General features: G+C 55.2%; 17 protein-coding genes. 6 read left to right on the plus strand and 11 right to left on the minus strand.

Annotation, left to right across the window (positions count from 1 at the left end; all coding sequences use genetic code 11):
• Positions 1-37 precede the first annotated feature (37 nt).
• From ACR0I1_RS01475 to guaA, 8 genes are all read right to left on the minus strand, one after another.
• Complete coding sequence (locus ACR0I1_RS01475; RefSeq protein WP_480704662.1) at positions 38-991, minus strand: alpha/beta fold hydrolase; 954 nt, start codon at positions 989-991, stop codon at positions 38-40.
• Positions 981-1,898: a homoserine O-acetyltransferase MetA gene (gene metA / locus ACR0I1_RS01480; protein WP_170393257.1), complete on the minus strand. Its 918-nt coding sequence runs from the start codon at positions 1,896-1,898 to the stop codon at positions 981-983. The genes ACR0I1_RS01475 and metA overlap by 11 nt, the downstream gene beginning before the upstream one ends.
• A gap of 38 nt (positions 1,899-1,936) precedes the next feature.
• Positions 1,937-2,809, minus strand: a complete 873-nt coding sequence (locus ACR0I1_RS01485; RefSeq protein ID WP_170562988.1) for an ATPase — start codon at positions 2,807-2,809, stop codon at positions 1,937-1,939.
• 49 nt (positions 2,810-2,858) lie between these two features.
• Positions 2,859-3,755, minus strand: a complete 897-nt coding sequence (locus tag ACR0I1_RS01490; RefSeq protein WP_170511201.1) for a DMT family transporter — start codon at positions 3,753-3,755, stop codon at positions 2,859-2,861.
• Between the two features lie 97 nt (positions 3,756-3,852).
• Positions 3,853-5,079 carry an OmpP1/FadL family transporter gene (locus ACR0I1_RS01495; protein ID WP_170393255.1) on the minus strand — a complete coding sequence of 409 codons (1,227 nt, stop codon included), beginning with the start codon at positions 5,077-5,079 and terminating at the stop codon, positions 3,853-3,855.
• A gap of 137 nt (positions 5,080-5,216) precedes the next feature.
• Entirely contained in the window at positions 5,217-6,104 is an 888-nt protein-coding gene (locus ACR0I1_RS01500) for a DMT family transporter (RefSeq protein WP_170405390.1), read from the minus strand.
• 187 nt (positions 6,105-6,291) lie between these two features.
• Positions 6,292-6,882 carry an acyltransferase gene (locus tag ACR0I1_RS01505; protein ID WP_480704666.1) on the minus strand — a complete coding sequence of 197 codons (591 nt, stop codon included), beginning with the start codon at positions 6,880-6,882 and terminating at the stop codon, positions 6,292-6,294.
• A 57-nt stretch (positions 6,883-6,939) separates the two neighbouring features.
• The gene (gene guaA / locus ACR0I1_RS01510; protein WP_170421311.1) at positions 6,940-8,499 is read right to left on the minus strand and encodes a glutamine-hydrolyzing GMP synthase; all 1,560 of its coding nucleotides are present in this window, start codon (positions 8,497-8,499) and stop codon (positions 6,940-6,942) included.
• Between the two features lie 70 nt (positions 8,500-8,569).
• Between guaA and ACR0I1_RS01515 the strand changes: the two genes are divergently transcribed.
• Both ACR0I1_RS01515 and ACR0I1_RS01520 read left to right on the plus strand, forming a co-directional pair.
• Positions 8,570-9,010, plus strand: coding sequence for a GNAT family N-acetyltransferase (locus tag ACR0I1_RS01515; protein ID WP_480704668.1), 441 nt, complete (start codon positions 8,570-8,572; stop codon positions 9,008-9,010).
• A 134-nt stretch (positions 9,011-9,144) separates the two neighbouring features.
• Positions 9,145-10,689, plus strand: a complete 1,545-nt coding sequence (locus tag ACR0I1_RS01520; protein WP_170393250.1) for a trimethylamine methyltransferase family protein — start codon at positions 9,145-9,147, stop codon at positions 10,687-10,689.
• On the opposite strand, the gene ACR0I1_RS01525 is transcribed toward ACR0I1_RS01520, so the two are convergent.
• Positions 10,690-10,989: a DUF6477 family protein gene (locus tag ACR0I1_RS01525; protein ID WP_480704670.1), complete on the minus strand. Its 300-nt coding sequence runs from the start codon at positions 10,987-10,989 to the stop codon at positions 10,690-10,692.
• Between the two features lie 241 nt (positions 10,990-11,230).
• Between ACR0I1_RS01525 and ACR0I1_RS01530 the strand changes: the two genes are divergently transcribed.
• Positions 11,231-12,328: a DUF6456 domain-containing protein gene (locus tag ACR0I1_RS01530; RefSeq protein ID WP_480704672.1), complete on the plus strand. Its 1,098-nt coding sequence runs from the start codon at positions 11,231-11,233 to the stop codon at positions 12,326-12,328.
• A 60-nt stretch (positions 12,329-12,388) separates the two neighbouring features.
• A complete protein-coding gene (locus ACR0I1_RS01535) occupies positions 12,389-13,312 on the plus strand; it encodes a hydrogen peroxide-inducible genes activator (protein ID WP_480704674.1) in 924 nt (307 codons plus the stop codon).
• Positions 13,313-13,363: 51 nt separating this feature from the next.
• Here the strand turns inward: ACR0I1_RS01535 and ACR0I1_RS01540 are convergent, their stop codons facing one another.
• Positions 13,364-13,912 (minus strand): redoxin family protein, encoded by a 549-nt coding sequence (locus ACR0I1_RS01540; protein WP_480704676.1) that lies wholly within the window; start codon positions 13,910-13,912, stop codon positions 13,364-13,366.
• 262 nt (positions 13,913-14,174) lie between these two features.
• On the opposite strand from ACR0I1_RS01540, the gene lipA reads away from it, so the two are divergent.
• Together lipA and ACR0I1_RS01550 are read left to right on the plus strand one after the other, a co-directional pair.
• Complete coding sequence (gene lipA, locus ACR0I1_RS01545; RefSeq protein WP_170405410.1) at positions 14,175-15,125, plus strand: lipoyl synthase; 951 nt, start codon at positions 14,175-14,177, stop codon at positions 15,123-15,125.
• Positions 15,122-16,267, plus strand: coding sequence for an amidohydrolase (locus ACR0I1_RS01550; protein ID WP_480704677.1), 1,146 nt, complete (start codon positions 15,122-15,124; stop codon positions 16,265-16,267). Before lipA ends, ACR0I1_RS01550 begins: the two co-directional genes overlap by 4 nt.
• Here ACR0I1_RS01550 and ACR0I1_RS01555 read toward each other — a convergent pair.
• Complete coding sequence (locus ACR0I1_RS01555) at positions 16,257-16,406, minus strand: hypothetical protein (RefSeq protein ID WP_480704679.1); 150 nt, start codon at positions 16,404-16,406, stop codon at positions 16,257-16,259. The two genes, ACR0I1_RS01550 and ACR0I1_RS01555, sit on opposite strands and share 11 nt — an antisense overlap.
• Position 16,407: the final 1 nt, after the last annotated feature.

Below are 16,407 nucleotides of genomic sequence, written 5' to 3' on the forward strand. Positions count from 1 at the left end.
CATAAAATCCATATCTTACTATGAATTACGGATGGACTTAACGCAAACCCGCGCGCTCGGCTGCGCGGTCGATTGCGGCGGCAACCTCTGGGGCGGCCACAACCTGCGGCATGTGTCCTATGCCGTCCAATTCGATCAGCTCAGCGCCGGGAATCTGTTCGATCAGGCGCTCGGAATGCCAGCCCAGCCCGACAGTCAAATCCGCGGTACCGTGGACAATTTCGGTTGGCACGGAGATCTCGCCATAGCGGGGTTGAAGCTCGGTGATTTCATCCAGCAGATTTGCACGCTGTTTGGCATTTGCGTGCATCGAGGACCGACGCATGGTCAACCCCGGCCCGAAATGCTCGGCATATCCTTCTGGGGCTTTTTGCGGTGCAAACACCTGGTCCAACGCCTTCGTAACAAACCAGTCAGGAACAAATGCGCTGACCAAAGGCAAAGCAAGGGCGTTGCCCGCTGTCGTCGCACCAATAGTGTTGAACGCGTCCAGAGGTGTTTCCCACGGGATCGCCGCCGGAGCGATCAGGACCAAAGCTGCGATGTTGTCGGGCCGGGTGACAGCCCAGGCAAGCGAAACCGAACCACCATAGCTTTGCCCGGCGACGATCGGTTTTTCTGCGCCTAGTTTCGATGCGGCTCGTTGTAGGATTTCCGCTTGTTCGACAATGGTTTCGCCGTCGGAGTTAAAGCTATCTGAGTATCCAAGACCCGGGCGGTCAAAGACGATGACGCGATAGGTCTCGGCCAGAATTGGGGCCAGCGCAAAAGTCATGTCGCGCGTGTTTCCGCTGGACCCGTGGATAAGCACCACATCCGGCCCTACGCCCATCACTACGGCATGCACAGCAACGCCATCGACATCGACGATCTGGCCTTCTGGCGGAAACGAAGCCTCGGCGCTGCTTTCACGCTGCGCGCTGCGCCATGCGGTCACAAGGGCGAGACCCACAAGCGCAACGCTGAGCGATATCAAAAGCTTACTGGCCAATTTTACTCATATCAAACGGGGTTGTCTGGTAAATTTCATTGATCCAGTTACCATAAAGCAGATGCGCGTGACTGCGCCACCTGTTCTGAGGGTTCTGGCTTGGATCATCGTCGGGATAGTAGTTGATAGGCACATTTATCGGCGTGTTATTTGCGATGTCCCGGTCATATTCCTGTTTGAGCGTATCGCTGTCATACTCAAAGTGATTGAAGATATAGAGCGCCCGATGCACGGGATCTTCGATCAGGCAGGGGCCGACATCATCACTGCCAAGCAAAGTGATCAGATCAGGAACCGCATCGATCTCGTATTGCCGCATCTCGGTCCAGCGGCTGACGGGTATCACACAATCATCAGAAAAACCACGCAAAAATGGAGACGCGGGTGCTAGGTTCCGGTGCCGGAAGCAGCCAAAGGCCTTCGCATCCAGCATGTGTTTTTCAACGTCGTGGAAATGGTTGATCATCGCCATACCACCCCAGCATACGCCAAATGTGGAATGCACATTGGTCTGGGTCCACTCAAACACTTCGCGGATTTCATCCCAATAGGTGACGTCAGCGAAATCCAGATGTTCGATTGGTGCACCGGTTATGATCAGGCCGTCGAACTTCTGGTCCTTCACCTCCTGAAAAGGATGGTAGAACTCGGCCATATGCTCGGCGGCGGTATTCTTGGTCTGGTGTTCCGTCATGCGGATCAGCGAGAGCTCAATCTGCAGCGGGGTCGCTCCGATCAGGCGTGCGAACTGGTTTTCGGTCTGTATCTTCTTTGGCATCAGGTTCAAAAGCCCGATCCGAAGGGGGCGAATATCCTGCCTTGCGGCCTGATCATCAGCCATGACCATGACGCCCTCATTTGTCAGGACTTCAAAGGCGGGCAGGTCGGAGGGGATTTTGATCGGCATTTGGTCACGCTGTTGAAACTGCGAAGGAAGTCTGGAACTTAGGCGGGGTTGGGGCGGGTCTCAAGGGTGCGTTCGATCAACTCATCGAAATCGCCACTATCCCGCACTTTGGCGATGTCATCGGCTGCTATTGTAACGCCCCAATTTCGGGCCATCGCTTCATAGCGTGGCTGCCGGTGCGCCAGCGCTTGCGCATAGGTCCAGCGGATGAATGCATCCGGATCAACCTTGGTGCCGGAACACTTGTTTAGGGCGAGGTATTCGTCCCAAACCCGCTGCAGGAACTCGGCCTTATAGGACATAGGCTTTGGTGCCTTGTCGAAGCGTTTGATCAGTTCTTCAGTGTGGGCTTCATCGCCTTTGATCCAGATCATCAGGGTCTGGCGCGACAATTCAGTCAGAATGTGGTCATTTGGATTGTCAGGCTCTACCCATTCGCAGATTGACCCGCCGGTATCGCAGATAAAGTGTGGATAGCTATAAAGACGGTTGGCCCGATCTATGAAATACTTGGTATCCAACAGGGCATGGATTTCGGCCTGCCGAAACTGGTCTTGCCGCAGCTGATATTCCGAGATTTCAAGGCCGCCCAGATCGGGATTGCCCGGCTTGCCCAGATAAGTCGACACCGGGGTCAGGTTCTGAAACGTGATGTTCGACCCGATATATATTGAATCCGACAGCAAAAGCTCGCGGAGAAAGGGTACTTTCATCGCCTCAGCCTTGGCATTGTCCGCGATATGTTCGCCCATATAGCGGGTGCCGATGCGGTAATCGATTGAATAGTGGAACCAGTCCCCGGCATCTCGCAGCGTGTTTGAGACATAGGATTTTCCCAACCCGGACATACCGAAGAACAACACCTTCTTTCGCGCAGCCTGACGCCAGTCCGTTGCCGAGTTGTAGATCATAATCCGCCGTCCCTTGTTTTGCCCTAGCTAAAACGGGCCGCTGGCGTCGTCAATCGCGTCGGCGAGATCGGCTGAGGATGAGCAAGCCGATCGCCAGTACCGTAAAACCAATAAAAGCACGTGGTGGCAAAGCTTCATCGCGCACCAAAGCACCCATTAGGATTGCGATTGGCGGAATGATGAGCGTTACGAGCAGAACATTGCCGCTGCCTGCTTGTTGCAGCACCCGATAGTACAGCAAATAGGCTCCGGCTGTTGCCAGCAGGGCGTAATAGGCGATTGCCAGCCAGGTTTGCAGGGGCAGGGTGAAGGTCGGAACTCCATCGACCAACAACATAACAGGCGTCATCAGGATCGCAGATCCGGTCAACATACCTGCCGCGGCGATCTGAGGGGGAAGGGCGCTCATGTGGATGCGAGCCCAGATGGCTGCAAACGCATAAGAAAGCGTCCCAGCCAGGATCGCAACCTGACCCAGGTTGCTTGGGTTTAGGTTGCTAAACTGTCTGAGGCCAATTGTGATTGAAACGCCCAGAAACCCAAGCCCTACGCCAAGGAGGCGGGTTTTGGTCAACCTCTCGTCGCGAAAAAACAAGGCCGCCAGAAGGACGCCGAAGATCGCGGTGGCAGCGTTCAGAATCGATGTCAGCCCAGTTTCGACATAGAGCTGTCCCCAGGCCATAAGCGAGAATGGCAGGACATTGTTCAACAGCCCCATGATCAGAAAAATACCCCAGACCTTCGGATCGCTCGGGACCGGTTGGCGTTGAAAGATGATGACGATCCACAACGCCAGCGCTGCCCAAAAAACCCTGTGGAAAACTGATGTTATGACGGGAATCGTATCAAGTGCGATTCGGATCGCTAGGAATGACATTCCCCAAATGACACCAAGCAGTATCAATTCGGACCAAGTGCGAGCTGTGAGTGTTTTCTGAGAAGTCATGGCTTGTTCTGGCATCTCTCAATCAGCATATCGACCCGGAACATGCGAAAAAGCCCCACCGAGATGGCGGGGCTTAATATGCACATTTGCATCTGCTTTAGTTCAGCGCGTAAGTCACCTGAATACCAACGCTCCATGCGCTGTTGCCAGTGAACGTGGCACGGTTATCGGGGCCAGTACCGTTGGCAGTGGCATCCCCAATATCCGTATAGCGTACACCACCGGAAATCTTGGCCTTTTCAAGAGAGTAAGTGCCGCCCAGACCGATACTCCAGAACCCATCCGTCGGGCCTAGGTTCGAGACCGAGTTCCCCTGAGAGCTCTCGTAACCCAGCGTTACCGCGCCAGAGAATTCTTCGCTGAACTGATAGCCGAGACCCAGTGAGTAGGTCCATGTCGCTTCTTCGTAGTCGACCAGGTTAATACCTGTCAGACCAGTATAGACCGGCGGCGCGTACACGGTTTGCGGCCAGTCAACCCAACGGATCGAACCAAACAACAGGGTTTTTGGCGCGACACCTGTCTGGAAATCGAGATTGACCGATTGAGGCGTCACAACCTCGGTCGATGAATCAGCGCTGACGCGACCCACGACGGGTATGCCGGGTGGAACAATTCCCGTGATGGCATCGTTCGCTTCGGTCTGCGATAGATCATGTGTGATTTTCGAGTTATAGGTCAGAGCGACCCGTGCGGCGATATCTGGCCGTTCCCAAGCAACACCGACAACGTAACCGAAATCGATCTCGGCATCGGTTTCAACGCGGTATCCGCCGGACGCGAATGGTGTTGTGCTTGCACCAGCGATCGGAACTGAAACACTTGCTTTCAGACGCTGGGCGCGTAGACCACCGATAACACTGAAGCCACCATCCAATTTGTAGCGAAGCAAAGCCGTGATCGCATCGGTATCGGCTTTTGCGCGAAGCACGTCAGTTGTTGCTCCGGGAAGACCTGCCAGAGCCAAGACATTCTGCGACAAGGGATAATCCGAAGAATAGTCGATATCCGCGCCAAACGGCTCGTCATAAACCAGCGCGAAGTCGAGCTTTTCGGTCAAAGAAGTCTTGTATGCCAGATGCGGTGTGAAAAAGCTGTTCGAGACATTGCCCGAGTCAATCGTTTCCCCAAACGTCGGGCTGGTCGGGATTTGATCCTCCATCGACCCGCTTACGTCCGGCTTTGTATACCCAAGCCGAAACTGCACGACAGATCCCTCTTCGAACAGGATGTTAACACCTTGCCCACTTCGGTCTAGGCCGCCGGCCTGCGCCGCGGTTGCCCCAATGCACAACGCGCATGTGTGCAACAACACTCGTTTCATATATTCCTCCCTACACTGTCCAAATTGCCTGTTATACGCATCCTCATTGGGCGTATTCGGCCTCGTTACCGCTTTTTACTGTCTTAAACTTTAAAATTGGGTCAACCGGTGACGGAGCGTTATTCAGCAAAATAGCTCTATGCGGGTGTTGCTGAATTGCTACGGTTCTCGGACCAAACGTTCAGGAAAATCCCGGCAAAGATCACCACGGCCCCCAGAAGCGTCCAGTGATCCAGCGGCTCGTGATAAAGGACCATCCCGAGGATCGCGATGGTCGGAAGGCGTGCAAAATCAAACGGCACGACCACGGTCGCAGGCGCGATGGCCAGGGCATTGGTAATACAGTAGTGGGCCAATAGGCCTGCCAAGCCGACTAGCAAAAGAAGCGGCGCAGTCGTTAAGGTTGGAAGTGTGATTTGCCCATCCAGACCTGATGCAACCAGACCCAAACCGGCCTGCATCAAAGTAAGCCAGAACATAATGCATCCGATGCTGGCTGTGCGCGTTAAGGACTTGGTCGATATTGCTGTTAACGCGAAGAAAATCGCAGATGCGGCCGCAGCAATAACGCCGGGACTAAGTGTGGCGGCCCCTGGACGGGCCACAATGAGAATCCCGGCAAATCCGATCAGGGCTGCGGTCAGACGCAAAGCGGTCAACCTCTCGTGCAGCAGCAGTGGGGATAGCAGGATCACCCAGATGGGTTGAGTGAATTCGAGTGCAAAGACCTGGGCCAACGGGATCACCGTTACTGCATAGAACCACAGGTTCTGCCCGGTGAAATGCAACACGTTCCGAATACCATGCAAACCAAGACGTTTGGTGGTTACCTGATGCCATTTGCGTGAAGCCGAGAGGACGATTGCCACCACGCAGATACCAACTAGGCTGCGATAGAACATGATCTCAAAGGTGTCGTGTGTCACGCTCAGCTCGCGGCCGGCAATGGCCATCGATGTGAATGAGGCGATCGCCCCTGTCATCCACAGCGCCGCCTTACCGATCTGCATTTTATTGCTGTTCATGAGATCTCTTACATGTGCCGTGGTGCAACGGGCTGAATAGATTGCGTTTTACCCGATGAAGCAAGGCTAAATGTAAGTCTGGCCGTCTATGATCGCATTGGGTGAGCGGCTTAGATGATGCCAGTATTCCGACGCGAACCCGCAAATAAAAGGGGTTCTTAGCCGTTCGGCGTGCTGGCACTGATACTCAGGTGGTTGGCAGAACTTTGCTGACCGAATCGCCGTTCAACACGTATCGAGCACCGGTATGAGGGCAGGTAACCTCACCACGACCAGTGAGAGGTAAATCCAACTGCTCGCCATACTCGCTCATCCAGCCAATCTGTTTTGCAGCGACGCCCACCATCAGTGCGTATGGCTTCACGTCAGCATTAACAACGGCACCTGCGCCGATAAACGCGTATTCCCCGATTGTGGCACCGCAAACGATCGTGCAATTCGCGCCCAGCGTGGCCCCTTTCTTTACCAGAGTATTGCGGTATTCGGCCTTTCGTTCGATCAATGAACGCGGGTTGTACACATTCGTGAACACCATGCTCGGCCCACAGAATACGCCATCTTCCAGCGTGATGTTGTCATAGATCGAAACGTTGTTCTGAATTTTGCAATCGTCGCCAACTATGACCTTGTTCCCAACGAAGACATTCTGCCCGAGTGAAACATTTCGGCCCAGTTTGGCGCCGCCGCAGATGTGCACCCAATGCCAGATTCGGCAGCCATCTCCGATCTGCGCGCCTTCATCGACGATTGCCGTTTCATGTACCGAGTAGTTGCTCATCGAATTGTCCTTCTCCCGTCAAACGCGGTGCATTTCAGCACTGTCGAGGGGGAATAATCATTCCCATTCAATCGTTCCGGGAGGTTTCGAGGTGATGTCGTAAGTGCACCGGTTGATGCCCTTGACTTCGTTGATGATACGCGTGGCGGTTTCACCGAGGAATTCATGGCTGAACGGATAGTAGTCCGCTGTCATGCCATCGACGGATGTGACCGCGCGGAGGGCGCAGGCATAATCGTATGTTCGTCCATCCCCCATTACACCGACCGTGCGCACCGGAAGAATGGCGACAAAGGCCTGCCAAATCTCATCATACAGACCATGTTTGCGAATCTGGTCGATATAGATGGCATCGGCTTCGCGTAGGATCTCAAGCTTTTCGCGAGTTATCTCACCCGGGCAGCGAATGGCAAGGCCGGGGCCGGGGAAGGGGTGGCGACCGATGAAGCTGTCGGGCAAGCCCAACTCGCGGCCCAACGCGCGGACCTCGTCCTTGAAGAGTTCACGCAGAGGCTCGACCAGCTTCAAACCCATCTTTTCAGGCAGGCCACCCACATTGTGATGCGATTTGATGGTCACAGATGGACCGCCCGAAAACGACACGGATTCAATCACATCTGGATACAGGGTGCCCTGTGCCAAGAACTCGGCGCCGTCGATTGTGTCGGCGTGTTTCTGGAACACGTCGATGAACAGCTTGCCGATAATCTTGCGCTTGGTTTCGGGATCGGATTGACCATCAAGCTCACCCAGGAACAGTTCGCTTTCGTCCGCGTGGATCAACTGGATGTTGTAATTGTCGCGGAACATGCCGACGACTTCGGCAGCTTCGTTCTTGCGTAGCAGCCCATGGTCGACAAACACGCAGGTCAGCTGATCGCCAATCGCCTCATGTATCAGGATCGCCGCAACCGAGCTGTCGACACCGCCAGACAAGCCACAAATGACTTTTTTGTCCCCGACCTGTTCGCGGATCTTGCGGATCATCTCGTCCCGATAAGCCCCCATGGTCCAATCGCCCTTGAACCCTGCCAGTTTGACAAAATTCTCATAGAGCTTTGCACCCTTGGGTGTGTGATGAACCTCGGGGTGAAATTGCACCGCATAGAAATGACGCGAGGCGTCGGCCGTGATGGCATACGGCGCGTTGGGTGAAGTACCGAACACCTCAAAACCCGGAGCGATTTCGCTGACATGATCGCCGTGGCTCATCCAGACCTGTTCATCACCTTCGGCGAACCAGCCATCGAGGATATCAAGCCGATTATTCGGAGTAACAAATGCGCGGCCAAACTCTGCAGTGCCGTGCCCGCTTTCAACCTTGCCGCCCAGTTGATGCATCATCACCTGCTGACCATAGCAGATGCCCAGGATCGGCACGCCGTAGTCAAAAATCTCTTGCGGGGCGCGGGGTGAACCCTCGCGCGTAACACTGTCAGGGCCGCCCGAAAAAATGACGGCCTTAGGCGCCATCTCTCGCACGAAATCCATCGTGACGTTCTGGTAGGGGTGGATTTCGCAATAGACGTTCAGTTCGCGCAAGCGGCGGGCAATAAGCTGCGTCACCTGGCTGCCGAAGTCGATGATCAAAAGGCGGTCATGGCTGTCTTGGGTCATGATTGGCTATTAGGTCGCAAGCCTTGCTTGTGCAAGCGTAATGACGTCAATTCAGCGAGGAGGCTGATACATGACCACCATAAAACTCAGAACTGCCGAACGAAGCGACGCCAAGTCGATACAAGTTTGTATCGCAAGCGCTTATGCCGATGCGATGAGAGACATTGCCGATCTGCCGGATGTTGCGTCTGGTATCGAGGAAGAGATCGCAGAGCATCAGGTCGTCATTGCTGAAGTGGACGGTGCACTTCTCGGTGTCATCATATTCGATCAACAGGCCGAGGCCGTGATGATATTCAATCTCGCCGTTTCGCCAGAGGCTCAGGGCAAGGGTATTGCGCGACAACTGCTTGCAGTTGCTGAAGCTAAGGCCGTTGAGGCCGGGCTTTCAGTCCTGCGCTTGCGGACACATCGGCTGATGCGTGCAACCCGCGAAATGTACACTCATCTGGGGTGGGTTGAGGTCGAGGTGTCAGGAAACACTGTCGTTATGCAGAAAAAGGCAAAGTAGTAACCGACAGACATATGTCGCAGCGGCCCGCGGTTCATGTCGCTTTTACCTCTAGAGCGCCGTAAACTACCTGTGGCGAAGTTTGCCGTTCATGTAACACATCTACCAAACCAACCAATCACGGGATTTACTCAATGGCAGAGGCAAACACCCGGCGCAGGGCACGGGGTGGCGGTGGTGCCGCCCGTCGTGCCGAGCGTACGGCGGTCAAGATCGAAACCGCGAAATATATCGAACGCAATATCCCCAATTTCGAGGTCCTCAACGAAGAGGCGCTGGAGATTATCGAAACCAATGCGGAAACCGTATTGGCTGAGATTGGCGTCAATTTCGTAGACAATCCGGCAGCGCTTGAGCGCTGGAAAGACGCGGGTGCAGATGTCGATGGTGAGCGGGTCCGCCTGCCGCGCGGCCTGGCACGTGAGCTGATCAAGACCGCCCCTAGCGAATTTACCCAGCACGCCCGCAATCCTGAGAAATCGGTAGTCATCGGCGGCCGCAATATGGTTCTGGCTCCGGTCTATGGTCCTCCGTTCGTACGCGATGCGCAAGGCGGACGTCGTTACGCGACAATGGACGATTTCAACAAGTTCGTGAAGCTGGCCTACATGTCCAAGTGGCTGCACCATTCGGGCGGTACGGTCTGCGAACCGACAGATATTCCGGTAAACAAGCGCCATTTGGACATGCTGATGGCGCATATGACTCTGTCCGACAAACCGTTCATGGGTTCGGTCACTGATCCCAGCCGGGCGCAGGATTCGATCGAGATGTGCGAGATCCTGTTCGGCAAAGAGTTCGTGCAGAACAACACCGTGATGACATCGTTGACCAACATCAACTCGCCGATGACCTTTGACGACGTGATGATGGGTTCTCTGGAAGTTTATGCCGCAAACAATCAGGCCTGCATTATTTCGCCGTTCATCGTGGGTGGTGCTATGGCACCGGTTTCGGTCGCGGGCACGCTGACGCAGGTTCTGGCCGAGGTCATGGCAGGTGTAGCATATAGCCAGATCATCCGTCCGGGTGCTCCTGCGATCTTTGGGGCGTTCGTATCGTCGATCGACATGAATTCAGGAGCGCCGACCTTTGGCACCCCAGAGGCTTCGCACGTCACTTATGGCGCGGGTCAGTTGGCGCGCCGACTGGGTCTGCCATATCGCTCTGCGGGTTCGTTCTGTGGTTCAAAATTGCCGGATGCGCAAGCTGCGTATGAGACCGCGAACTCGTTGAACATGGGCCTGATGTCGGGTGTGAATTTCATGCTGCATTCCTGCGGTTGGCTCGAAGGCGGCTTGGTGGCGGATTTCGAGAAATTCGTCATGGATGCCGATCAGCTCGGCGTTTTGCACGGATTGGCCAAAGGTGTGGCCTATGATGAGAATGCACAGGCGATGGACGCCATCCGCGAAGTCGGTCCCGGAGGTCACTATTTGGGTTGTGCCCATACGCAAGCCAACTTCAAGGAAGCGTTCTGGAAAACCGATCTCTTGGATTATAAGCCGTTTGAGACCTGGGAAGAAGAAGGCGCCCGCGATACACGGACGCTGGCTTCGGCACGGGTTGAGCATCTGTTGGCGAACTACCAGCAGCCGCAGCTTGACCCTGATGTAAAGGCTGCGCTCGACGCATATGTTGCCGAAAAGAAAGCATCGATGCCGGACGCGTTCACCTGATTACTGATACTGCGTGGCGCGACTGGCCTGATACAGTTGCGCTTCGCCATTTAATGCAATCAGCAGATCAAGATGGCGCACCAGTGAATAGGCCGCGTCTACTTCGATGCGTTGCGCGTTAATCTCACGCTCCAATTCCAGCAAACGGATCAACGCTGCACCAGTGCCCGGTGTTGATCCATATCCAAGAAGCCGTTGCAGGTGGCGGTCGCGATTATAGTCCTGCACCCCGATCTTGGCGGCACGGGCCAGTAATCGCGGGCGGCGGAGTGTGGTGATCATGGTCATCAGGTCCTGCACGGCAGCTTTCCTTCTTTTTCAATTTCGCTGTCTGAAATGTGACACAACCTAAGCGGGTGTTGCCTTGTGCGGGATCACCCCGAACTATGGTTTCACCACTGTTTATCTTTTTGAATCAATTCTGCTCTGTGCCGTCTGTGATTAACGAACGAGTAACGAAAGCAACTCTAGTTAGATTTGGTTAACTAAGAATCCGACGGCTAAAACTGTCAGTTTGTTTTGTCGACGAGGGCGAAGAAATATGGAAAACAACGTGGCATTCACTGTTCCGGCATGGGTTCCCGAAGGGGCGCAACGATATCTGGACCATACGGAGTCAGGGCGATCTATTCGGGATATTGCGCGGTCCGCAGGGTGCCATGCCTCGACCATTCTGCGTCAGATCCGCAGGGTTGAGATGCGCAGGGACGATCCTTTGGTGGATGCAGCTCTGCATTCTCTGGCCCAGTCACACTTTGCGCCAATGGAGCGCACAGGTTCTTCATTTGCAATCGTGACGTCTGAGGCAGGACGGCCCGAAGCCCAAGACGACGAATTCGAGCGCGAGTCGCTGCGTGTACTGAGGCGCATGTGTGAATCCGGTGCCGTGCTTGCCGTGGCCGAGGATATGGACAAGGCTGTTGTGGTTCGGGACAACGGCAAAGGAGGAACTACCAAAACAGCAGTTGTAGATTGCCGGATCGCGCAGGCTCTGGCGCTGAATGATTGGATTTCATGCGATAGTCCGGGTCGGATCTCACGCTACCGGATTTCAACCTCGGGCAGGGCTGCACTAAGTCATTTGATTGCCGAGGCCGAAAACCGGGCGCGTACGCAGAATGAATTTGGCATGGCGGAAGCGCAGGCCGCATTCAAACCCGCAACTGCGGGTGCAAGGGCGCCATCACAGCCTCGCGTCCGTTACAGCACTGTGGAAAGCCCGCTGATCGCTTTGGCGCGCCGCCGCGACCGGGATGGCAAGCCGTTTCTGGATGAAACTCTGGTGAGCGCGGGCGAGCGCTTGCGTGAGGATTTCGAACTGGCGCAGATCGGACCTCAGGTCACACAGAATTGGGATCGCTTTCTGACAGGCGGTGGACGCGGTGACTTTGCCTCGGACAGCCATGTGGGGCGAGGACCTTCTGGTGCCAGGGATCGTGTGGCCCGCGCGCTGTCTGACCTTGGGCCGGGTTTGAGCGACGTCGCGCTGCGCTGTTGTTGTTATCTAGAAGGGCTTGAGCTGGCTGAAAAGCGGATGGGCTGGTCTGCGCGATCAGGCAAGATCGTGCTGCGGATCGCGTTGCAAAGGCTGAAGCGCCACTACGAGGACCAGACCGAGCGGGATCGGATGATCGGCTGAACGTTTCATGCAGCCATATACCGGCCTTGCGGAAATGACCCCAAATGATAGTCAGGGGTTATGAATTTCACCTTCCGCCAGCTGCAATATTTCCAGGCCGTCGCCGAACAGCGTAACTTTGGCCGTGCCGCGCAGGTCTGCCATGTTTCGCAGCCTGCGCTTTCGGTTCAAATCAAGTCACTGGAAGACTCGATCGGTGGGCCGTTGTTCGAACGGCAGGCCCGCGACATCCTGTTGACACCACTTGGTCGAGACGTTTTGGACTATGCCCAACATGTCCTGAACGCGGCCGAACGGTTGGACCGGTTTGCACGCGACCATTCGGGTGGCCATAGGTCCCTGTCGATCGGGATTATTCCTACGGTTGCACCTTATTTGCTGCCGGGGGTGTTAGCCGGGTTGCGGGCTGCGGATGTCTCGTTACGGGTTCAGATTCGTGAGGCCCGGACCGAGCGATTGCTATCCATGTTGGGCTTGGGCGAAATAGATGCCGCCGTACTGGCGCTGCCTTTGGGAAGTGGAACTTTCCACGAAGAGCCGCTTTTCGAAGATCGGTTCTTGCTGGCAGGAAGTCAGACTCGCTTGAATCGATTGACCATCAGCCCGGAAGAGTTGCGGCCTGTGGACTTGAAGACAGCGCAATTGATGCTGTTGGAAGACGGGCACTGCCTGACAGATCAGGCGCTAGAAGTTTGCGGTCAGGATCGTACCAGCGGCCAAATTAATATGGGTGCGTCCTCACTTGCCACGTTGTCGCGTTTGGTCGCCGAAGGGTTTGGCCTGACGTTGATGCCTGAACTTGCGGCGCAGGCCGAGACGGATGCAGTCCCCGGTTTGCGATTGTTGCGATTTGGTGCGCCGCAACCGGCGAGGACCATTGGCCTGGTGCGTCGCAGCTCGACCGGAGCGGAGGAGTGGTTCGATCGATTGGCGCAAGTAATCCGGCAGGTCGGTGAAGACGTGGTAGCTAAAACTCGAACCTAACGAAAAAGGCCCGCCGAAATGGCGGGCCTTTCAGAGTAGTGCATGACAGGATTATACCAGCGCCGGTTCGCGGGCTTCGTCCAGATGCTTCATTAGGTTTTCTGGGGACGACACGCCGTAAGGGTCTTCGGGGCAGTTATCCATCAGGCCGGGCTCTTCGAACCATGCCTCCACAACGCCATCGTTGACGATGGCTGCGTAACGCCACGAGCGCATGCCAAAGCCCAGATTGTCCTTGTCGACCAGCATACCCATTTTACGCGTGAACTCACCGGACCCATCAGGAATGACCTTGACGTTTTCCAGACCCTGATCGTCGGCCCATTTGTTCATGACAAAGCTGTCGTTGACGGACATGCAGTAGATTGCATCGATGCCCTTGGCCGCAAAATCGCCGTGGCCTTTTTCGAAACCAGGCAATTGATAGGTCGAGCATGTCGGGGTGAATGCGCCGGGCAGCGAGAACAGGATAACGCGCTTGCCTGCAAAATAATCCGCAGTTGTCTTGTCTTCCCAACGGAACGGGTTGGGGCCTTCGACGGCGTCATCACGGACACGGGTGTGGAAGGTTACGTCAGGCAGTTTTGCACCGGTTTTCATCATCAAACTCCTGTGATTCACATATGTTTGCCGCGAGAGTTAAAATGATTCTAACTCGGCTTCAATGATATATATGCTGCAAAAGCATAATGTCTTTGATGGCGATAAAGCATTATAAGTAATGCGTAAAATGATGTGCATGGTCACTTTCGCTGCACGCGCGTAGACGTGCTGCATAGCGGCTATGCGCCGCTGGTGTAACCAAATGAGTCGGTCTATGTTATGAACAAAGAAAATTGACCCAAAGTCAGGAAAGCCAGCTGTGCGTGATCTGAAAATACCCGAGCAAAGACACCCCGAAAAGGCACATCGACCTGACAATGCGGCTCCGCGCAAACCGAACTGGATTCGTGTCAAAGCGCCGGGTGGCAAGGGCTATGCCGAGACGCACAAGATCATGCGTGACAACAATCTGGTCACCGTCTGCGAAGAAGCCGGATGCCCGAATGTGGGTGAATGCTGGAGCCAGGGTCACGCGACCATGATGATCATGGGCGAAATCTGCACGCGCGGTTGTACCTTCTGCAACATTGCGACCGGTAAGCCGGATACTCTGGATGCATTTGAACCGGGTCGCGTGGCGCATGCGGTGCAGAAGCTGGGCTTGAACCATGTGGTCATCACATCCGTGGACCGGGATGACCTGCTCGATGGAGGCGCTGATCACTTTGCACAGACCATCCGTGCGGTGCGACACCGCTCGCCCAAGACTACGATCGAGATTCTGACGCCGGATTTCCTGAAATGCGATCCCTCGGTGCTTGAGATTGTTGTCGAGGCCAAGCCAGATGTGTTCAATCACAATCTTGAAACGGTGCCGGGCCTTTATCCTCAGGTGCGTCCCGGTGCGCGATATTTCCACTCATTGCGCTTGCTGCAGCGGGTCAAAGAGATGGACCCGTCCATTTTCACCAAATCCGGCATAATGGTCGGACTGGGCGAGGACGAGCAGCAAGTTCGTCAGGTCATGGATGACATGCGCGCGGCGGATATCGATTTTCTGACTATCGGCCAGTATCTGCAGCCAACACCCAAGCATCATGGCATTGACCGCTTTGTTACACCCGAAGAGTTTGCGGCCTATGAAAAAGCTGCATTCGGCAAAGGTTTCCTTATGGTCTCGGCAACTCCTTTGACCCGGTCGTCTTACCACGCGGGCGATGATTTCGCCCGTTTGCGCGAAGCTCGACAAAAGAAGTTGAACCAGAGGTGAAACCCGAACTTCAATCCTGGCTTACCGAAAAGCGCCATGAACTGCATCAAGTGCCTGAGATATCGGGCGAGGAACGTGGAACCGCGACGAGTATCTCGAACTTGCTTCAGGCGTGTGATCCCGATGTGGTTCTGACAGGTATTGGTGGCCACGGTGTCGCGGCGGTTTATGATAGCGGACAGCCCGGACCAACCATCGGAATCCGATGTGAATTGGACGGTTTGCCGATTCAGGAAATCTCAAGTGCACGATACGCGTCGCAACATCCCGGAAAGGGGCATCTTTGCGGGCATGATGGCCATATGGCGATGGTGCTTGGTGTTGCCTTTGTATTGGGGGACAAGCGTCCGACCAAGGGGCGGGTGGTTCTGATTTTTCAACCCGCCGAAGAAACCGGTCAAGGTGCGATTGCCTATCGTGCTGATCCCAAGTTTGCGGATATCGCTCCGGACTATGTGTTTTCTTTGCACAATTTGCCGGGTTTGGAATTGGGCGGGGTTGAGCTTTGCTCGGGTCCGGCGAATTGCGCCTCGCGTGGGATGCGAATTGTTTTGACGGGCAAAACCTCTCACGCGGCGGCCCCTCAGGATGGAGTGTCGCCAGCCGGTGCGTTGGCAGAGCTTATGCCTGCTTTGGCCATTCTGGGGCAGGGTGGGGCGCTAGATGCAGAATATGCGCTGACAACGGTAACCCATGCTAGGCTGGGTGAGGCCACTTTTGGTATCGCACCCGGTCAGGCCGAACTGTGGGTGACCCTGCGCACGGTCTCGGACAGCCGGATGGCAAGCCTGATCCGCGACGCAGAACAGCTGGTGGCTACACGTGCTCAGGCACAGGGATTAAGTGTTGAAATCACCTATGACGATGTGTTTGAGGCTTGCACAAATTCGGGTGAAGCCGTGCAGATCCTGTCAGAGGCCTGCCAAAGCCGCGACATTCCTTGCAAGCTGGTTGCAACCCCACAAAGGTTTTCGGAAGATTTTGGGCAGTTCGGAAAAGGCGCAAAAAACGCCATGTTCTGGCTAGGCGCGGGGCGGGATCATCCGCAGCTACACAACCCCGACTATGATTTCCCGGATGCTTTGATCCCGATCGGGACAGATATTTTTCTGGCTGCTATCGAACAAACGCTCAAGGCCTGAGTTTTCTGGGCTGGCTTTCTGCCCATTCGGGCCACCAACCCATATATTCAATTCCGGCAATAATCAGGCAGATAAGGATCGCGCCAAACACCAGTTTCACGCGCCGTTCCGAGGGCGGGTTTCGCCCCCATTTTGACATG

The sequence above is a fragment of the Ruegeria sp. B11 genome, from assembly GCF_056539785.1.

Excerpts from the sequence above, each read along its gene's own strand:
- metA (WP_170393257.1), bottom strand. The coding sequence starts at position 1,898 with ATGCCGATCAAAATCCCCTCCGACCTGCCCGCCTTTGAAGTCCTGACA.
- ACR0I1_RS01485 (WP_170562988.1), bottom strand. The coding sequence starts at position 2,809 with ATGATCTACAACTCGGCAACGGACTGGCGTCAGGCTGCGCGAAAGAAG.
- ACR0I1_RS01490 (WP_170511201.1), bottom strand. The coding sequence starts at position 3,755 with ATGACTTCTCAGAAAACACTCACAGCTCGCACTTGGTCCGAATTGATA.
- ACR0I1_RS01495 (WP_170393255.1), bottom strand. The coding sequence starts at position 5,079 with ATGAAACGAGTGTTGTTGCACACATGCGCGTTGTGCATTGGGGCAACC.
- ACR0I1_RS01500 (WP_170405390.1), bottom strand. The coding sequence starts at position 6,104 with ATGAACAGCAATAAAATGCAGATCGGTAAGGCGGCGCTGTGGATGACA.
- ACR0I1_RS01505 (WP_480704666.1), bottom strand. The coding sequence starts at position 6,882 with ATGAGCAACTACTCGGTACATGAAACGGCAATCGTCGATGAAGGCGCG.
- guaA (WP_170421311.1), bottom strand. The coding sequence starts at position 8,499 with ATGACCCAAGACAGCCATGACCGCCTTTTGATCATCGACTTCGGCAGC.
- ACR0I1_RS01515 (WP_480704668.1), top strand. The coding sequence starts at position 8,570 with ATGACCACCATAAAACTCAGAACTGCCGAACGAAGCGACGCCAAGTCG.
- ACR0I1_RS01520 (WP_170393250.1), top strand. The coding sequence starts at position 9,145 with ATGGCAGAGGCAAACACCCGGCGCAGGGCACGGGGTGGCGGTGGTGCC.
- ACR0I1_RS01530 (WP_480704672.1), top strand. The coding sequence starts at position 11,231 with ATGGAAAACAACGTGGCATTCACTGTTCCGGCATGGGTTCCCGAAGGG.
- ACR0I1_RS01535 (WP_480704674.1), top strand. The coding sequence starts at position 12,389 with ATGAATTTCACCTTCCGCCAGCTGCAATATTTCCAGGCCGTCGCCGAA.
- ACR0I1_RS01540 (WP_480704676.1), bottom strand. The coding sequence starts at position 13,912 with ATGAAAACCGGTGCAAAACTGCCTGACGTAACCTTCCACACCCGTGTC.
- ACR0I1_RS01555 (WP_480704679.1), bottom strand. The coding sequence starts at position 16,406 with ATGTCAAAATGGGGGCGAAACCCGCCCTCGGAACGGCGCGTGAAACTG.